15 protein-coding genes and 1 tRNA gene are annotated in these 17,523 nt (G+C 69.3%); 10 read left to right on the forward strand and 6 right to left on the reverse strand.

The annotated features are described in order from the left end of the window. Positions 1-109: 109 nt before the first annotated feature. Positions 110-1,003 (forward strand): RNA polymerase factor sigma-32, encoded by an 894-nt coding sequence (locus tag DDZ18_RS11590; RefSeq protein ID WP_109253551.1) that lies wholly within the window; start codon positions 110-112, stop codon positions 1,001-1,003. Here DDZ18_RS11590 and DDZ18_RS11595 read toward each other — a convergent pair. After that, positions 1,000-1,818, reverse strand: coding sequence for a thermonuclease family protein (locus DDZ18_RS11595; RefSeq protein WP_158272146.1), 819 nt, complete (start codon positions 1,816-1,818; stop codon positions 1,000-1,002). The genes DDZ18_RS11590 and DDZ18_RS11595 overlap by 4 nt on opposite strands. Positions 1,819-2,081: 263 nt before the next feature. Between DDZ18_RS11595 and DDZ18_RS11600 the strand changes: the two genes are divergently transcribed. After that, a complete protein-coding gene (locus tag DDZ18_RS11600) occupies positions 2,082-2,912 on the forward strand; it encodes a glycine/sarcosine N-methyltransferase (RefSeq protein ID WP_109253553.1) in 831 nt (276 codons plus the stop codon). Continuing rightward, positions 2,902-3,741: an SAM-dependent methyltransferase gene (locus tag DDZ18_RS11605; RefSeq protein WP_109253554.1), complete on the forward strand. Its 840-nt coding sequence runs from the start codon at positions 2,902-2,904 to the stop codon at positions 3,739-3,741. Before DDZ18_RS11600 ends, DDZ18_RS11605 begins: the two co-directional genes overlap by 11 nt. 97 nt (positions 3,742-3,838) lie before the next feature. On the opposite strand, the gene DDZ18_RS14165 is transcribed toward DDZ18_RS11605, so the two are convergent. Continuing rightward, positions 3,839-4,735 carry a hypothetical protein gene (locus DDZ18_RS14165; RefSeq protein WP_233245821.1) on the reverse strand — a complete coding sequence of 299 codons (897 nt, stop codon included), beginning with the start codon at positions 4,733-4,735 and terminating at the stop codon, positions 3,839-3,841. Between the two features lie 49 nt (positions 4,736-4,784). Then, the gene (locus DDZ18_RS11615) at positions 4,785-5,141 is read right to left on the reverse strand and encodes a hypothetical protein (protein ID WP_109253555.1); all 357 of its coding nucleotides are present in this window, start codon (positions 5,139-5,141) and stop codon (positions 4,785-4,787) included. 190 nt (positions 5,142-5,331) lie between these two features. On the opposite strand from DDZ18_RS11615, the gene DDZ18_RS11620 reads away from it, so the two are divergent. The 3 genes from DDZ18_RS11620 to DDZ18_RS11630 all read left to right on the forward strand — a co-directional run bounded on the left by DDZ18_RS11620 (position 5,332) and on the right by DDZ18_RS11630 (position 8,470). Further along, positions 5,332-7,206, forward strand: a complete 1,875-nt coding sequence (locus DDZ18_RS11620) for an ATP-binding protein (protein ID WP_109253556.1) — start codon at positions 5,332-5,334, stop codon at positions 7,204-7,206. After that, positions 7,203-7,844, forward strand: coding sequence for a response regulator (locus DDZ18_RS11625; RefSeq protein ID WP_109253557.1), 642 nt, complete (start codon positions 7,203-7,205; stop codon positions 7,842-7,844). Before DDZ18_RS11620 ends, DDZ18_RS11625 begins: the two co-directional genes overlap by 4 nt. Before the next feature lie 74 nt (positions 7,845-7,918). Continuing rightward, a complete protein-coding gene (locus DDZ18_RS11630) occupies positions 7,919-8,470 on the forward strand; it encodes a hypothetical protein (protein WP_146190667.1) in 552 nt (183 codons plus the stop codon). A gap of 13 nt (positions 8,471-8,483) precedes the next feature. Here DDZ18_RS11630 and DDZ18_RS11635 read toward each other — a convergent pair whose 3' ends face one another. Next, positions 8,484-9,182, reverse strand: coding sequence for a hypothetical protein (locus DDZ18_RS11635; protein WP_109253559.1), 699 nt, complete (start codon positions 9,180-9,182; stop codon positions 8,484-8,486). Between the two features lie 86 nt (positions 9,183-9,268). On the opposite strand from DDZ18_RS11635, the gene DDZ18_RS11640 reads away from it, so the two are divergent. Then, positions 9,269-9,345, forward strand: a tRNA-Arg gene (locus DDZ18_RS11640). A gap of 208 nt (positions 9,346-9,553) precedes the next feature. Next, on the forward strand, positions 9,554-10,498 hold the full coding sequence (locus DDZ18_RS11645) for an OmpA family protein (protein ID WP_158272147.1): 945 nt from the start codon (positions 9,554-9,556) through the stop codon (positions 10,496-10,498). 36 nt (positions 10,499-10,534) lie between these two features. Here the strand turns inward: DDZ18_RS11645 and DDZ18_RS11650 are convergent, their stop codons facing one another. After that, a complete protein-coding gene (locus tag DDZ18_RS11650; RefSeq protein WP_109253561.1) occupies positions 10,535-12,061 on the reverse strand; it encodes a hypothetical protein in 1,527 nt (508 codons plus the stop codon). 197 nt (positions 12,062-12,258) lie between these two features. On the opposite strand from DDZ18_RS11650, the gene DDZ18_RS11655 reads away from it, so the two are divergent. Both DDZ18_RS11655 and DDZ18_RS11660 read left to right on the forward strand, forming a co-directional pair. Further along, positions 12,259-13,206 carry a branched-chain amino acid transaminase gene (locus tag DDZ18_RS11655; RefSeq protein WP_109253562.1) on the forward strand — a complete coding sequence of 316 codons (948 nt, stop codon included), beginning with the start codon at positions 12,259-12,261 and terminating at the stop codon, positions 13,204-13,206. Between the two features lie 133 nt (positions 13,207-13,339). Further along, positions 13,340-14,215, forward strand: a complete 876-nt coding sequence (locus DDZ18_RS11660; protein WP_158272148.1) for a putative metal-binding motif-containing protein — start codon at positions 13,340-13,342, stop codon at positions 14,213-14,215. Between the two features lie 248 nt (positions 14,216-14,463). Here DDZ18_RS11660 and DDZ18_RS11665 read toward each other — a convergent pair whose 3' ends face one another. Next, positions 14,464-17,412 (reverse strand): TonB-dependent receptor plug domain-containing protein, encoded by a 2,949-nt coding sequence (locus DDZ18_RS11665; protein ID WP_109253564.1) that lies wholly within the window; start codon positions 17,410-17,412, stop codon positions 14,464-14,466. Between the last annotated feature and the right edge of the window lie 111 nt (positions 17,413-17,523).

The following is a 17,523-nucleotide window of genomic DNA, read 5'->3' on the forward strand; positions in this document are numbered from 1 at the left end:
ACGCCCCGCCGGACCCGGCGGGGCGTTTTTCTTGGCGGAATGATGATCCGCCGCCGGGGGCGGTGCGTAGATACGAGGGAAACAGGCAGTCACACCCCTGGAGGCGACCTTGACGACCGCCGCTGCGCCCGCCCGTTACGCCGACCCCGATCGCCGCTTTCTGAAGACGGCCATGAACGCGCCGCTTCTCGAGCGCGAGGAAGAGCTGGCGCTCGCCCAGGCCTGGCGCGACGAGGGCGATGAAGCCGCCCTGCACAAGCTCACCACCGCGTATATGCGGCTAGTCATCGCCGTGGCGGCCAAGTTCCGCCAGTACGGCCTCCCCTTCGCCGATCTCGTCTCGGAGGGCAATATCGGCCTGATGCAGGCGGCCGCCCGCTTCGAGCCCGAGCGCGGCGTGCGCTTCTCCACCTACGCCAGCTGGTGGATCCGCTCGTCGATCCAGGACTACGTGCTGCGCAACTGGTCGATCGTGCGCACCGGCACGACGGCGGCGCAGAAATCCCTCTTCTTCAATCTCCGCCGGCTGCGTGCGCTGATCAACGATGTCAGCTCCGGCGCGCTGACCCCGGAGAACCGGGCCTATGTCGCCCACGCGCTGAAGGTCGGCGAGGACGATGTCGAGGCGATGGCCTCGCGCCTGGCCGCCGTCGATCGCTCGCTCAACGCGCCCTATACCGAGGACGGCGACGGGGAATGGCAGGACCTGCTGGCCTCCGAGACGCCCGATCCGGAAGCCGAGGTGATGGACGCGCGCGACACCGGCAAGCGATCGGAATGGCTCGCCCAGGCGCTGGCCACGCTGAGCGATCGCGAACAGCTGATCATCCGCAAGCGCCGCCTGGTCGAGGAGGCGGTGACGCTGGAGACGCTGGGCGACGAGCTGGGCATCTCCAAGGAGCGCGTCCGCCAGATCGAGCACCAGGCGCTGGGCCGCCTGCGCAAGGCGCTCACCGAGATGGTCGGCGATCCCGACGAAGCGGGCCTGGTTCCGCTCGATTAGCCCGGAGGCGGGGCGGCTTCCGGAGCGTCGAGCACCTCGAGCGCCTCGGGGTGATCGATGGCGATCATCGGGCCGTTCTCGCGATACAGCCATCCGCGCACCCGCACGCGCGCACCGGCCAGCGACAGGGGATCGAGGCCGGCCTCGTCGAACCGTGCGCGATCGTCGTCGCGGATCGAGACGGTGAAGTCGGTGCGCCATTCCAGCCCGAAATTGAGATAGATGCGTCCCGAGCGCGCCTCGGCGGCGTCGATCACCCGGCCCTCGACGATCTGGAAGCTGTCGAGATGCTGGGCCAGTCCGTTCGGGTCGGGATCGCGCACCACGAATACGCCCTCGCCCCAGCCGCCGCGGCCGGCTTCGCGCGCGCTGCGCTCCAGCGCCAGCAGGTCGCGCGCCCGGGCGCGGTTGTCGGCGTAGCTGCTCACCACCGCGAGCCCGTCGCGAACCAGCTCGGCCTGGATCCACACCGTCTCGCCGTCGCGGTCGAACTCGGCGTGGGCCACCGTCCGGCCGTAGCGATCGCGCGCCGCGCCCGTGGTCGCCAGCCGCAGTCCGGCGCCCGCCTCGGCGAGGAGCGATTCGATTCGCCGCCGCGCTTCGCGCCCGGCCGCGCCCGCGCGAGCGGCGCGGATCTCGGCGAGCCGGACGGCCTGCGTCTCGCCGTCCGGTCCCGCCGCGACGATCTCCTCGGCGGTCCGCGCCGGGTCCGGCGCGGCGGCGACCGCACGCCGGGAGGGCGCGTCATCGCACGCGGTCGGAGTGAAAATGGTCGCGATGACGAAAATCGCGAGCCGCAAGAGACGAACCAGCATTTGAGCAGTCCCCGCTCTTCGCGACTGCATTCCTAATAGGCGATCGCGCGCATGTCGATTTTCAATCTCCTCCGGCTCGACATTTCAGCTGCGTCATCGATCCGTCATTTTACCTAGGAGGCTTTCAACGCTTCCGGCTTTGCCCTATGGTCCGCCTCATTCGGAACGTTCAACGCCGGTCGCGCGACCCTAGGGCCGCGCCGCCCGGTCGCGCGTTCATACGCAGGATGAGACACAGCGATTTGAGAAGGCTTTCCGACACCATGACTCAGACCACCACGCCGCCGAAGGCGCCCGCCGCCAAGTCGGAGCAGGACTACGGCGACGATCCCACGGCGGTCCGCGACACCGACCACTACCAGGCCGAATACGTCCAGGGCTTCGTCGAGAAGTGGGACGAGCTGATCGACTGGGACGGCCGCGCCGCCAGCGAGGGGCAGTTCTTCATCGACCTGCTGCGCGAGCGCGGCAAGGAGACCGTCCTCGACGCCGCGGCGGGCACGGGCTTCCACTCGGTCCAGCTGATGAAGGCCGGCTTCAACGTCACCACCGTCGACGGCTCGGCGGAAATGCTCGCCAAGGCGTTCGAGAACGGCCGCAAGCGCGGGCTGATCCTCAACACGGTTCTGGCCGACTGGCGCTGGCTCAACCGCAATCTCGTCGGCAAGTTCGACGCGATCGTGTGCCTGGGCAACTCGTTCACCCACCTGCACGACGAGCGCGACCGTCGCCGGACGCTGGCGGAGTTCTACGCCGCGCTGAAGCATGACGGCATCCTGATCCTGGACCAGCGCAATTACGACTCGATCCTGGATCACGGCTTCGACAGCAAGCACAAGTACTATTACTGCGGCGACCAGGTCACCGCTGCGCCGGAGTATGTCGACGACAGCCTGGCGCGGTTCAAGTACGAGTTCCCGGACGGCTCGGCCTACTACCTCAACATGTTCCCGCTGAGGAAGAAGTACACGACCGACCTGATGAAGCAGGTCGGCTTCTCCAACGTGAAGACCTACGGGGACTTCCAGGAGAACTACGACGACCACGAACCGGACTTCTTCATCCACGTCGCGGAGAAATCCTATGACGGCTGATTATCAGGAAGCGGTGAAGACCGCCGAGGACTACTACGACAGCGCCGACGCCGACGCCTTCTACGCCGCCATCTGGGGCGGCGAGGACATCCATGTCGGCCTCTATGAAGGCGAGGGCGAGGCGATCAAGACCGCCTCGGCCCGCACGGTGCGCCGCATGGCCGAAAAGCTCGCCGGCCTGAAACCGGGCGCGAAAGTGCTCGACATCGGCGCGGGCTATGGCGGCGCGGCGCGCTATCTCGCGCGCGAGTTCGGCGTCCACGTCACCTGCCTGAACCTGTCGGAGAAGGAGAACGAGCGGAACCGCCAGCTCAACGCCGAGCAGGGCCTCGCCGACAAGATCGAGGTCGTCCACGGCTCGTTCGAGGACATCCCCTCCCCGGCCGACAGCTTCGACATCGTGTGGAGCCAGGACGCCATCCTGCACTCGGGCGCGCGCCGGCGCGTGCTCGAGGAGGTCGACCGCGTGCTGAAATCGGGCGGCGAGTTCATCATGACCGACCCGATGCAGGCCGACGGCATCAAGGACACGACCGCGCTGCAGCCGATCTATGACCGCATCCATCTGCCGGATCTGGGCTCGATCGGGTTTTATCGCGAGACGCTGGAGGGCCTCGGCTTCGAGACCGTCGAGATCGAGAACCTGACCCACCAGCTGCGCAATCACTATGCGCGGGTGCGCGAGGAGCTGCAGGCCAAGCGCGACGGGCTCAAGGACCAGATCTCGCCGGAATACGCCGAGCGCATGCTCAAGGGTCTCCAGCACTGGGTCGACGGCGCCGACGCCGGCCGGCTCGCTTGGGGAATCCTGCACTTCCGCAAGGCCTGATCGACGCGGCCACGGTCGTTTGAAGGAAAGCCCCGGAGCCTCGGCTCCGGGGCTTTTTGCGTCGGCCGGGGAGGGAGCCGGACGCCGACGTGCGGGATCACTCGCTGTAGAGCTCGGAGATCGACAGCGTGGCCTGGGCGTTCTCGCCCTGGCGATAGGAGCCGATCCAGATGTCGTAGACGCCCGACAGCGGCTCGGAGAATGTCAGCGCCGGATTGAGCCCGTCATTCCCCCCGTCGTCGTCGCAATGCCAGCGCCCGTTCGGGTCGTTGACGAGCAGCGTCGTGTCTGAGGTCGAATCCACCGAAAGGATGAGCGGCAGCACCGATCCGGCCTGATAGGTCAGCTGCACGTCCGGCGCGGTGGCGACCCAGCCGCGGCAGCCGGAGGCGGTGTCGCTCGCGCGGTTCCGCCCGCCTGAGACGACCGAGACGCGACGCGGGTCGGATCTGAACCCGGACGACAGCGAGATGTCGCCGTACCGCGCCGGCCGCGACCAGTCGGGCCCGGACTGCGCTGCGGCGGTCGATCCGCCCGCCGTGCGCCCGATCTCGGAGATCGCCAGCGTCGCGTCGGCGTACCGGTCCTGTTGATAGCCGCCGACCCAGACGAGATAGGCGCCCGACGCCGGGTTCCGGATCGTGAGCCGGGGGTTCAGCCCCGGACCGCTGTCGTCGTCGCAGAGGCCGATCCCGTTCGGTCCGGCGACGGAGAGAGTCAGATCCGCCGTCGCGCTGGCCGAAATCGTGAGATCGAACGAGCCGGCGTCGTAATCGATGACGTAGTCCGGGACGATGCCGGCATAGCCGGCACAGCCCGGGCGCCCGGAGAGCTCGCTCAACGCGGCCGAGCCGCCGGCCTCCACGACCGCCGTATGCGGGTCGGGCGTGAAGCCGGCCCGGAGAGTCGCTCCGCCGTGTGCGCCCGTGACGCCTCCCTGAGCGGCGGCGGGGGCGGTGAATCCGGCGGCGAGTAGCATGGCGATGAGTCGCATTGGCGGCTCCTTTCGGCGGGATCGGCGGTCTGCCGGAGGGTTCGGACTGTCAATCGGGGTCGACGACGACATGGCGGGTGAGGCGCCCGGGATAGACCTGGGTGCGGAAGCGCGCCTCCTGGTAGGCCAGCCCGGCGTCGACGTCCCAGCAGCCCGCCGAAACCCGGAAGCGGTAGCTCGAGCCGGGCGGCACGCGCACGCCGTCGGGCAGGCGGTTGAAGCCGTAGGTGAAGTTGTCGCAGTCCGAGATCAGGATGGCCGAAAATGTTCGGCTCGATCCGTTGGCGACCTCGAGCACCCCGGTGGGTTCGCCGGGGCGAATGAGCGGACCGCCGTCGATGCTCCCGCAAGCCGAGACGATCGCGGCGGCGAGCGCGGCCGCAGCATGGCGGATGGCGTGTTTCATGTGAGCTGTCCCCGTGCTCCACTGGACCGGCCCGAAGCGGCGCCGGCGTCTGCATTCGTCTGGACTTGAATAGGATCGGCGCGCCGCAGGCCCCATCCCCCGAACGGGGGAACGAGCCCGTATGCGGCGGGCGGCTATATGGTCGCCGACCGCGGACGACGATGACGGTGGAGACGAGCGCGCTTTGCGAATGGGCCTCAACACGCCGAGCCGACGGCTCGCCCTGACGACACTCGTCGCCGTCATTGCGACCGGCCTTGTCCTCATCGTCGCGCTTCAGCCGGCGGGGCGCGGCGCGCTCGGTCTCGACGGACTCCGACCGCTCGCCGCGTTGAGCCTGCGCTTCTGGGTGCAGATCGCCGTCGGGCTCGGAGCCTTCCTAATTGCAGCCTGGATCTGGGCGTTGCGCCCGCGTGATCCGGCCGTCCTGCTGTTCGCGCTCTCCGGCGCGGCGACCATGCTGTTCACCTACTCCGCCGCGGCGGGCGGCGCTGCGGTCATGGCGCTTGAGCCGTGGGCTGCGGGCCTGCTGTTCAACGCCAACGTGCTCGGCGCGTCGCTGTTCGGCGTCGTGATGATCGCCCTGTTTCTCATCTACCCGGTGCGGCCGCCGGGATGGCGGACGGCGATCGTGGTCGCGACCGGGGTCTTCGCGGCGTGGACCGGGCTCGAGCTGGTCGGCGCGACGCCGTCCTGGTCCTCGGTCCATCTGATCACGCTCGTCGAGATGATCGGCATCTTCGCCGCGGTCGGCGCGCAATACCTGGCCACCCGCGACGATCCCAGGGGACGCGCGGTCACCATCTGGCTGGGACTGTCGGTGCTCGTCGGATCGGGCGCGTTCATCACGCTGGTCGCGCTGCCGCGTTCGCTCGGCTTCGCCGGGGTCGTCGACCCGCGCTACGCCTTCTCCTCGTTCCTGCTCATCTACGCCGGCGTCGCGGTCGGGCTGCAGCGCTACCGGCTGTTCGAACTGGGCGAGTGGGCGTTCCTGATCCTGTTCTACCTGGGCGGCGCGGCGCTGCTGGTCGCGGTCGACGCGATGCTGGTCTACGCCGCCTCGCTGGCGCCGGCCTCCGCCTTCGGCGTCGCGCTGCTGGCCGTCGCCTTTCTCTATCTGCCGCTCCGGGACACCCTGGCCCGGCGGCTGCTCCATCGCAGTCGGCTGGACGAGCAGCAGATCTTCCACAGCGTGGTCGACGTGGTCTTCGAGCCGTCCAACCGGGCGCGCGCCGATCGATGGCGCCGGCTGCTGTCGCGCGTATTCGCCCCGCTCGAAATCGCACCGGCGAAATGGCCGGTTCAGGCGCCGCAGATCCGCGCCGACGGGCTCGAACTCGCCCTGCCCGGCGTCGCCGACATCCCCGATCTCGTCCTTCGCTATCCCTGGCGCGGACGCGGCCTGTTCGGTTCGCGCCACCGCCGCACGGCGGAACACCTGATCACGCTGATGAGCCACGCCGAGGCCGGACGCGCCGCCTATGACCGCGGCGTCGCCGAGGAGCGCAGCCGGATCGCCCGCGACATGCACGACAATATCGGTGCGCAGCTTCTCGGCGCGCTGCACAGCCGGCAGGCCGATCGCAAGGACATGATGATCCGGGAGACGCTCACCGACCTCCGGGACGTGATCAACAACGCCGCGAGCCCCGGCCTTACTTTCGACGAGACGCTGGCCGAGCTGCGCGCCGAGACCGCCGAGCGCCTCGCCATGGTCGATATCGGGCTCGACTGGAGTGTCGAGGCCGACGATCCGCCGGATCTCACGCCCGGCGCGGCTCACGCGCTGCGCTCCATCATCCGCGAGGCGGTCAGCAACGTGATCAAGCACGCTGGCGCGTCGCAGGTCCGCATGCGCCTCGTCCACAGCGGCGGCCGGGCCGAGCTGACGGTCGAGGACGACGGCGCGGGCTTCGATGCCACGGCTGCGAGCGCCGGCGACGGTCTGGCCAATATCCGCGCCCGCGTGCGGGCGCTGCGCGGCTCGCTCGATCTCGCTGCCATCGATCCCGGCGTACGCCTGACCGCTCGGTTCCCCCTCGAACATGACCGGAGAGGCTCATGACGCGCGTTCTGATCGTGGAAGACATCTCCGAGACGCGCCGCTGGCTGGGAGACATCGTGCGGTCGGCCTTCGCCGAGTGTGAGATCGAGGAGGCCGCCGACATGCGCGCCGGGCTCGCCGCCGCCGCCGCGCGGGACTTCGACCTGGCGCTGATCGATCTCGGCCTGCCCGACGGCTCCGGCCTGGAAGTGTTGCGCAGCCTGAAGCTCGTCCGCCCGGAAACGATCTCGATCGTCACGACCGTGATGGGCGACGACAGCCACATCGTCGCGGCGCTATCCGCCGGCGCACAGGGTTATCTGCTCAAGGAGACGCCGCCCGACGTGCTGGCGCGCCAGCTGGTGCAGCACGCCCAGGGCCTGCCGGCGCTGTCGCCCTCGATCGCGCGGCGGATCATGGAGCATTTCCGCCTGACCGGACCGGCCGCCGACCCGGAGGAGGAGCTGACCGCGCGCGAGCGCGAGGTGCTCGCGCTGATCAGCCGCGGCCTGCGCAACAGCGACGTCGCCGCCAGCCTGGAGCTCGCCGAGAGCACGGTGGCCAGCCACATCAAGTCGATCTATCGCAAGCTGGGCATCTCCTCGCGCGCCGAGGCGGCCTGGCACGCCGCGCGGATGGGGCTCTCGCCCGGCGCCTGACCCCGGAACGGGGGATGGCGGGGCGCCCCCGGGCCGGTCACGATCGCGCCCGCAATGATCCGGAGAACGCTTCGATGGACCTCGCAAGCCTGCTTTTCGCCGCCATGGCCCTGCTCGCCCAGGAGCCGTGGGAGAGCACCGACGACGGTCTCTGGACGTTTCCCGACGGACGCTATGTCGAACGTCAGCCCGACGGTTCGCCGGGCTGCGGCGTCGACGGCGCGCGCGCCTTTCGCTGGCGGGTGCGCGTCGAGGAGTCCCTGTCCGACGGCGCGACCGGAAACGGCGGCGCGTTCATCCTCGAATTCGACGACGAACCGGTGCGCTACGAGCTGCGCGAGGTCATCTCCATGGCCGATCCCTCGGTGGCGTTCGACGGCCGTTCGATGACGGTCGCCAAGGGCGGCCTGCTGATCGAGGGCGGGCTCGATTCTCACGTCTCGGGCGATCTCGACCTGATCTTCCTTATCCGAGACGACGACGCCGTCGAACTGGTCAGCGCCTATTTCCGCGGCGGGTCGGGCCGTGGAAACGCGACCATCGTCGACCAGCATAACGAGCCGCGGGTCGCCGGTTTCCTGCCCGATGGGACGCCGCTCAGACCCTTCACCCGCTGCGGCGAGTGATCATGGCGCCGGCTCAGTAATGCGGCGGCAGCGGCCCGCCGGCGGGCGGGGCGTTGAGCACGGCGGCGCCATGCAGCGCGACATGGGCGAGGATGGCCGAGGCCGGGCTGCGGCTCGCGACATAGGCCAGCGCGATCACGCCATTGCCGACCAGCGGGGCGAGCATCGCCGCGCCGCGGAACTCGGGAAAGCCGGCGTGATAGGCGGCGGTGACGGCGAGGCTGGCGAGCAGGGCGAGCCCGCTGCCGAGGATCTCGCCGCCGGGACCCGAAAGGCCCGCCCGAGCCGCGGTCGCGGCGAACACGGCCGAGACGGGAACGACGGTGAGCAGCATCGCGTCGAGCACGGCGTAGATCCCGCCGAGCCAGGCGAGATCGCCTGCGAGCGCCGCACCGGCGGAGATCGGCGCGCCCGGCTGCGACAGCACATGGCCGGCCGAGAAGCCCGCCGCGGCGGCCGCGGCGACGAGCCCGAGGCGCCAGCGATGAAGAAGGGCCCCGAAGCCGAACCCCGTCCGCACGACCCAGACCGCGAGAAATCCGCCGGTCGCGGCGAGATGCCAGGCGACGAACCCGCGCCGCGGCAACTCCAGCACACCCGCGCCGAGCCACGAAACGAGGAAGCCGACGGCGGCGGCCGCGACGATCCAGAGACCGGCCTTCGGCGTGAAAGGAGCGCCGTCGCCCGGAGCGCGGGCTCGCCAGGGCTGCATGCGGCGTCTCCCTTCGGTTCAGACGCACATTGACGCATTGGCGGCCTCGCCGCCGTCAACCCATCTCTGCTATATGCGGATCAGGAGTCCCCGTAGCTCAGTCGGATAGAGCATCAGATTCCTAATCTGAGGGCCGCAGGTTCGAATCCTGCCGGGGACGCCATTTCCGCCATCGCCGCTATTTCGCCCAGCCATCGCCCCGCCGCGCGTCGTCCGCCGCTTGCTTCGACATCTCTTCCCTTGACCGGCGCGGAAACCGGTCGTCGCGCAATCGCGACCGCATGAAACATCCGACGGGTTGCGGCGCGCGGACGCATCGCGCAAAGCTCCGCCGGGATCACGCACAGCCCGCCGCTCCCGGAGACACGCCCATGCCGCTCAGGCTCGCCGCCGTCATCGCCGCGCTCGTCGCCGCGCCCGCCGCCGCCCAGGACCCGACGCCGACGGTCTATGACGACGGCCGCGGCGGCGAGGTCCGCCTGCCCCAGGGCGACATCTCCTTCGCCGACGCCGTGACAAGCTACGAGATGGGCGAACCCGCCCCGATCGAAGCCTCGCGCGACCCCGCCGCGACGCTCGGCCCGCCCGACTGGGAATCGCTCGACACCGCCGATCGCATCGTGACGCTGGGCTGCGGCGGCGCGCTGACCCTGCAATTCACCGACAACGCGCTGATCGACGTGGCCGGCCCCGACCTGTTCGTCTTCGAGGTCGGCCCCGACGTCGAGCCGAGCGCGCTGGCGATCTCGGCCGACGGCGAGGCATGGATCGAGGTCGGCGCCATCTCCGGCGGCCGGGCCGAGATCGACATCGCCCCGCATATCGAGGAGGGCGCGAGCTTTCGCTTCGTCCGGCTGACCGATGACGGCGAGGACTGCCGCGGGCGCTGGCCCGGCGCCGACATCGACGCCGTCGCCGCGATCGGCGCGGCCGAGCGCGTGGTCTTCGACGGCGCCATCCTGTTCGATGTCGACAGCGCCGCGCTCAAGCCCGGCGCCGAGGCCGCCCTGTCGGAATTCGCCGCGGGCCTGGCCGAACGCGATGTCGCGCTGCGCGTCGAGGGCCATTCGGACTCGCAGGGGCCGGCCGAGTACAACGCCGCGCTCTCCCGCGAACGCGCCGCGTCGGTGCGTTCCTTCCTGCTTGGGCAGGCCGCGACCGAAGACATGTCCATCGCGGTGCGCGGCGTCGGCGAGGCCGAACCCGTCGCCGACAACGCGACCGAGGCCGGCCGCGCGCAGAACCGCCGCGTCGAGATCATCGTGCGCGCCGCGGCCGGTTCGGAGCCGGAAGACGCGGACGCCGAGGGCGAGTGAGCGGGCGCGGCGCGACAGCCGCGCCGCGTCATCCGCCTACTGGGTTTCGACCGCCCGGCAGATCAGCCGCATGCCGTTGATCCATTCATTGTTCCGGCGCTCGCGGATCGTGATCACGACCCCCGTCGCGACCTCGGGATAGGGACACGCCGCAGACGTCCAGTGACTGCAATTGGGCTGCTCGCCGCGATCCGTCGCCCGGAGCGCGTTTCTCGTCTCCTCGTCGACATCGGGATCGAGGTACTCGTCGAGCCGCCAACTGCTCAGGCCGAGCCCCTTCACGCGCGCATTCGGCCGGTGATTGTTCACGCAGACCTCCAGGCCCGCGACAACGTGATCGTCCGGCGCGAGCGGCCACTCGCCTCCGCCCCAGCCAAACAGGCCGAGCGGTCGGCCGTCACAGAGATCCTCGTAAAGTTCTTCGTCCTCGCGCTCGCCGAGGCCGTCGCCTTCGATCGGCGCGCCCTGCAGCGCGATGGCGCAGGGCCGGTCCCACATCTCCGAAAGCCGGATACCGGTGAGCGCGCGGTCCTCGAAATCGAGCCGGCGCGTATCGTCGACCGCGCCGTGACCGGCGCGGTCGGTGACCGTCGAAATCGCATCGGCCAGGCGGTAGCCGCCCCCGGAGGATGCGGTCGCTTCATCGCCTCCGTCTCCTTCCGACGCCGCCTGCACCTGCTCGCCGTCGATGAAGACGTCGGCTGCGCCGGCGCGCGCCAGCTCGACGTCGGGTCGACCGCCATAGACGCGATAGGCGTCGACGCCGCCGCCGCCGACATAGCCCGACGCCGCGCCGCCATCGACGGAGTCGTTATCCTGGATGCTCGCCTCGAAGCCGGCGAAATCGCCGGCGACGGCCTCCAGCCGTCCATCGATAGAGACCGAATAGCCGACGGTGTCGCCGGTCCCCCGGATCGCCAGCGTGTGGAAGGGCGCGCCGTCGACGAAGACCTCGGCGGCGCCGGCCCGCGCGAATTCGAGGTTCGCGATCGCGCCGAAGGCCTGGAAGCCGTCGACGCCGCCGCCGCCGACATAGCCGGTGGCGCGCCCGCCATTGATCGCGTCATTGCCCTGGATCGAGGCGTCGTAGCCGTCGAGATCGCCGGAGACCGCCTGCAGATGGCCGTCGACCTTCAGCGTGTAGCCGACGGTCTCGCCGGTCCCCCGGATGACGACGTGATGATAGGGCGCGCCGTCGACCGTGATCCGGGCCGCGCCGGGCCGGGCCAGCGTGATCGACTCGATGGAGCCGTCGACGCGGAAGCCGTCGGCGCCGCCGTGGCCGACATAGCCCGTCGCGGTCCCGCCGGAGATCTCGTCATTGTCCTGGCGGGTGATTTCCACGCCGTCGAAATCGCCTTCGAGCTGCTGGAGCGTCCCGTCGACCTCGATGGTGTAGGCCACCGTCTCGCCGGGCCCCACGAGCACGATCGTGTGCTCGCCGGCCTCGGCGACCGCCTGTTCCAGACTCTGGATCACCGCGTCGGGCGTCTGCGCCGATGTCGCGGCGCCGGTCGCGACGAGCGCCAGTCCCGCCGCGAGGCCTGTCGTTGCGTGGTTCATGCCTGTCCCCATTGTCGCCTGCCATGCGAAGACCGCCGGCGGCGAGCCGGGACGGCCTCGACCGCACAACCCTACACAAGCCGCGACACGACTCAAAAGGCGAGGGACGCACGCGCGCCCCGCCGCGACGCGCCGTCGCGCTTTCCCCGCTCGCCGGTCTCGGCTCAAATGCGCGGCGAAGCCGACGGAGACATTCCATGCCCATCGCGACCGTGGAGACGATCTGGCGCAACGGCGCGCTCATCCCCTGGGCCGACGCGCAGGTCCACGTGCTCAGCCACGCCCTGCATTACGGCACGTCGGTGTTCGAGGGGATCCGCGTCTACGAGACGCCCGCGGGCCCGCGAAGCTTCCGGCTTCGCGACCATATCCGGCGGCTGATCGATTCGGCGCGCATCTACGACCTCGTCATTCCCTTCGACGAGGACGCGCTCGTGGCGGGTTGCGACGCCGTCGTGGCGGCGAACGGCCTGCGCTCGGCCTATATCCGCCCGATCGCCATGGTCGGCTATGGCGAGATCGGCGTGGCGCCGCTGAAGCCGGAGCCCGTCGAGACGTTCATCGCCGCCTTTCCCTGGGGTGCCTATCTCGGCGAAACCGCGCGCGAGCAGGGCGTCGATGTCTGCGTCTCGTCGTGGAACCGACTGGCGCCCAACACCGCGCCGACCGGCGCCAAGGCGGCCGGCAACTACCTCACCAGCTTCCTGATATCGCGCGAGGCGAAGAAGCGCGGCTACGCCGAGGGGATCGGGCTCGACATCCACGGCCGGTTGTCAGAGGGGGCGGGCGAGAACCTCTTCCTGTTCAAGGACGGCCGGCTGATGACGCCGCCGGCGGCCTCGTCGATCCTGCAGGGCATCACGCGCGACGCCGTGATCGAACTCGCCCGCCGCGAAGGCATCGAGGTCGTCGAGCAGTCCCTGCCGCGCGAGGCGCTGTATCTGTGCGACGAGGCCTTCCTGACCGGCACGGCCGCCGAGATCACGCCGATCCGATCCGTCGACGACAAGCCCACGCGCGCGGCCGGACCGGGCGAGATCACGCGACTCCTGCAGGACCGCTTCTTCGGCCTGTTCGAGGGCGGGACCGAGGACGAATGGGGCTGGCTGCAGCCGGTTTCGGGACTCGCCGACGCGACGGTCTGACCGCGCCGCCCGGCGCGCCCGGTTCGACGCGCGGCCTGCGCGCATGTTTTAATCAGACTGGAGCCGGCGGGCGGCGATGCGCCCGCCGGACAGGGGCGGCGCGGCCCGGCCCTGCTGCAAGGGGAGGCCGGTCATGCCGAAATGGTTCATCACCCTCTTCGCGAGCCTTGCGTTCGCGCTTGCGAGCGCCGCGCCGGCGCCCGCCCAGATCGACGCCGACGGGGACGGCTCGCCGCGCGGCGCCGATTGCGACGATTCCGATGCGAGCCGCTATCCGGGCAATGACGAAATCGCCGATCGCGACGGCCATGACGAGGATTGCGACCCGGAGACCTTCGGAACGCGCGACGACGACGGCGACGGCTTCGTTCCCGACTGGGCGTGCAATGTCGACGCCGGCGGACGGCGGTATTGCGGGCGCGACTGCGACGACGCCGTACGCGCGATCCATCCGCTGCAGATCGACATCTGCAATCGGCGCGACGACAACTGCAACGGCGAGATCGACGAGGACCAGCCCTGCGACACCTTGCGCGCGGTGATGGACGAGGCCGAGGCCGACGCCGCCGAGGCGCGCAGCGAGGCCCGCATCGACGACATGACGGATTCCGGCGACATCATCGAGAACGGCACGCAGATCGACCCCCGCGTCGTCCTCGGCTCCGCCGCCCAAGCGATCGCGGGCGGCGGCGGACAGGGCGCCTGCGCCGACGCCGTCCAGGGCCGGGTCGCCTGGAACTACCAGGGTCAGACGCAATGGGCGGCGAACAATGTCGCGTCGCTGTGCGAAGGCGCCGAGGCCTCGACCGAGCCGGCGGCGTGCTTCGAACAGGCCATGCACGGCGGCGTCGCGCGCGCCGACGGCTCCGACAGGTGGAGCTGGGGGGAAGCCCTTGAATTGTGCCGGGGAACCGGCTCGGCGGCGGACTCGATCGCGTGCTTCGAGGCTGAGATCGCCGGGGGCGCGGCGACGGCGGCGGCGATCGACCGCTGCGACGGCCGCTTCTAGCCGGCCGGCCTACCCGTCGATCTGCAGCCGCGGGGCCTCGAGGCGCACCTCGTCGCCGCCCTCGTACGCCTCGCCGAGGCGACGATGATACTCGGCCTCGTCGATCGGCCGGAAGGCGGACCCGCTGGACTGGCTGCGGCCGGCGGCCGGACTTCCTCAGCCAGCGGATGAACGCGCGACCGTCGAAGAAAAAAAGGGGCGGCGGACCCGGGGAGGCCGCCGCCCATGTCCGGTCTCTCGGGGAACCGCTAGAACCGGACGTTCACACCGACGGAGAAGACCCGTCCGAGCACGTCGTACATGCTGGGGAAGGTGTTCCCGGAGTTGAACGCGGTCGTGCCCGTGGCGTTGCCGATGATCGGCGGGCCTTCGTCGAACACGTTGTCAACGCCGCCGGTGAACCGGATGTTCTCGTTGACGTTATAGACCCCGGTCAGATCGACATAGTTGTAGGCGTCGATCGACTGGAAGGCGGGGAAGATGTTCGCCGCCTCGCCCGTCTGGATGTCCATCGAGTCGATGTAGCGCCACAGATAGGACAGCTCGACATCTCCGATCGACCAGGTGGTGCGCTGGACGAAGCGAAGCTGGGGAACCGGGTCGCAGGTGGTGCCGTAGAACCCGTTGCAGTCAACCACGGGCGAGGTGGAAGCCGATTGCAGCTCGTTGGTCAGGTAGTAGTTGCCGTTGAGCGTCGCATTCAGCTCGCCCCAGTCGCCGAGGTCGTAGCCCACGCTGGCGCTGAGCTCGATCCCCTCGGCCCGCACGAATTCCAGATTGCGGGTGAAGCCGGGCACGCCCGCTCCGGAAGTCGCCAGGGAGCCGTTGATGCGCACGATGCTACCGCACGCCGTCGGATCACCGAGCACGTAGCAGGCGTCGAGCGCCTCCTGGCCGCTGAACGCGCCGATGAAGTCCTCGATCTCGATATCGTAGTAATCGAGCGAGACGACAGGATCGATCAGGTTGCCGACCGACAGGGTGGGCGTCCACACCACGCCGATGGTCAGGGTTTCGGCGGTTTCGGGATCCGGCAGATTGGCCGGGTTCGTCCCGAAGAACTGATTGACCTGGCCGGAGACGATGTCGCCGACGACGCCAACCAGCGAGGGCGGCACGCCGGTCGCCTCGCAGAGCGCGCGCAGCTCCGGGCCGATCGGATTCGGATTTCCGTTCGAACACGGATCGAAGGTCGCGTTCGACAGGCCCGTCGTTACGGGGCGGAACAGCTCGTTGACGTTGGGCGCCCGGTTGGCCTCCTGGAACATGGCGCGGAAGCGGATCGAGTCCACGGGCGTCCAGTTGACGCCGGCCTTCCAGGTGTCTGACTGGCCCGTCACCGAGTAGTCGGACAGGCGATAGCCGAGTTCGACATTGAGGTCCTCGAAGAACTCCCGGCCCTCGATCAAGGGAATGTAGAGTTCGCCGAACGCCTCGTAGACGTCGAAAGCCCCCTCGACCGGCAGCAGATTGCCCCCGGCGCCGCCCTGGCAGCTCGTCGGCGGCGTCTGCAGGCAATCGTCCGGAAGCGAGGACGCGGTCTCCTGACGGTACTCCAGGCCGAAGGCGGCGTCGACCGGGTTGTTCGCCAGCGGGCTGCCCCAGGCCGAGATCGGACCGTTGACCGTGAACGTGGCGATGTCCTGGGTCGTCTTCTCCTTCAGAAGCGCCGTGACAGACGCGAACTGCGCCATCGCCGGCGTGATCGAGCCGAACCCGCCGGAGAAGATGTCCAGCGGCACGCACGTCGACGGACCGACGGCGCCTTCCGGCGTGATGCAGGTATTCGGATCGACGGTGTCCAGCGCGATGGCGATGTTGGACACATTGGTGTAGCCGGCCCGCACGCGGGTCCGGTCGGATTCGCCGTGCTGATAGGACAGGTCGTAGTTCCAGTCGCCGAACAGCCGACCCCGCGCGCCGAACACGAAGTGGAATTGGTTGGCGTCGTACTGCTCCGAGCGCGTGCCCAACTCCAGCGTGCGCCGCCGGATCGGCGTGGTGATGGAGTCGCCGAGGTCGAACACGCCGTTCCCGTTGTCGTCCTGGGCGCCGGTGACCGGGTCGAAAACGCCGACGCCGGAATCCGCCGCGAACGTGTTGACCTGGTCCAGGATCGCCTGCCGCGCCTGTCCGGACAGAAACGGGTTCATCAGCGGGAAGGTGAAGACGTTGCCGAACACGCCGGACGGCGCGACCTGCTGCTCCACATTGGTCGCGGTGAAGTTCCCGCGAGCATACAGCTCGAGGCGGTCATTGATCTCGTAGTGGGCGAAGCCGTCGAAATTGAACCGCTCCTGAGGCGTCTGGTAGTAGTTGAACGGGTTGAAGTTGAACACCGAGCAACGCGGCCCCAGCGTTCCGTCATTGCGGAACTGCAGCGTCTGTCCGGGCAGGTCCAGCGCGGCGGGAATGGCCGTCGTGGACCCCGACGCGGTTTGGTCGACATTCTCCGGGTTCTGGCAGTTCGCCTCTTCCGGCAGCACCGGCGCGCCGCCGAGCCCGGACCCGTTGGTGGACGAGACCCCGACGCGGCCGAACGGACGATCGCCGAACTGCACGCCAACGCGATCCGTATAGCCGATGCTCGTCACGACGTTGCCGCGGCCGCCGTCGAGATTGGCGCCGAGGATGACCGAGGCGCTCTGGGTCTCACCGTCCGACTGCTCCGACAACGAGGCGTCGTAGTTGAACTCGAACCCCTCGAAGTCGTCCTTCAGGATGAAGTTGACCGCGCCGGACATGGCGTCCGAGCCGTACACCGCCGAGGCGCCGCCGGTGACGATGTCGATCCGCTCGACGAGATGAGTCGGAATGGTCTGTACGTCGACGACCCCGGTTTGCGAGTAGGGGGTCAGCCGCTTGCCGTTGACGAGCACGAGGCTCCGGTTCGTCCCGAGCCCGCGCAGGTCGATCGACGCCGCGCCGGCCGTGCCGTTATTCACGTTCTGCCCGTCGCCCGGGATGGTCGAGGGCAGGTTGCGGAAGATCCGCTCGATATTTGGTTCCTGCTGATACTCGAGCTCGACCTCGCTGACGGTCTGGACCGGGCTCGACGAAACCACGTTCGGCGACTGGATGCGGGTGCCGGTGACGACCAGGACCTCTCCCGATTCCGCGTCCTCGCCGTTCATGTCGGCGTCCTGGGCGAGCGCGGACTCGGCCACGACGAACGCGCCGATCGCCGCGGCGCTCATCAATATGCGGCGAAACTCGCCGCGCCTGCGTGCATTCCGATACATTGTTTCCCCCTATCGAGGCTTTCGCGATTGACGGAACGGCCGTCCCCTCAAGTGGCCGCAGGCGCG

Source organism: Marinicauda salina (assembly GCF_003122085.1).
In the GTDB taxonomy this organism is placed as follows: domain Bacteria; phylum Pseudomonadota; class Alphaproteobacteria; order Caulobacterales; family Maricaulaceae; genus Maricicauda_A; species Maricicauda_A salina.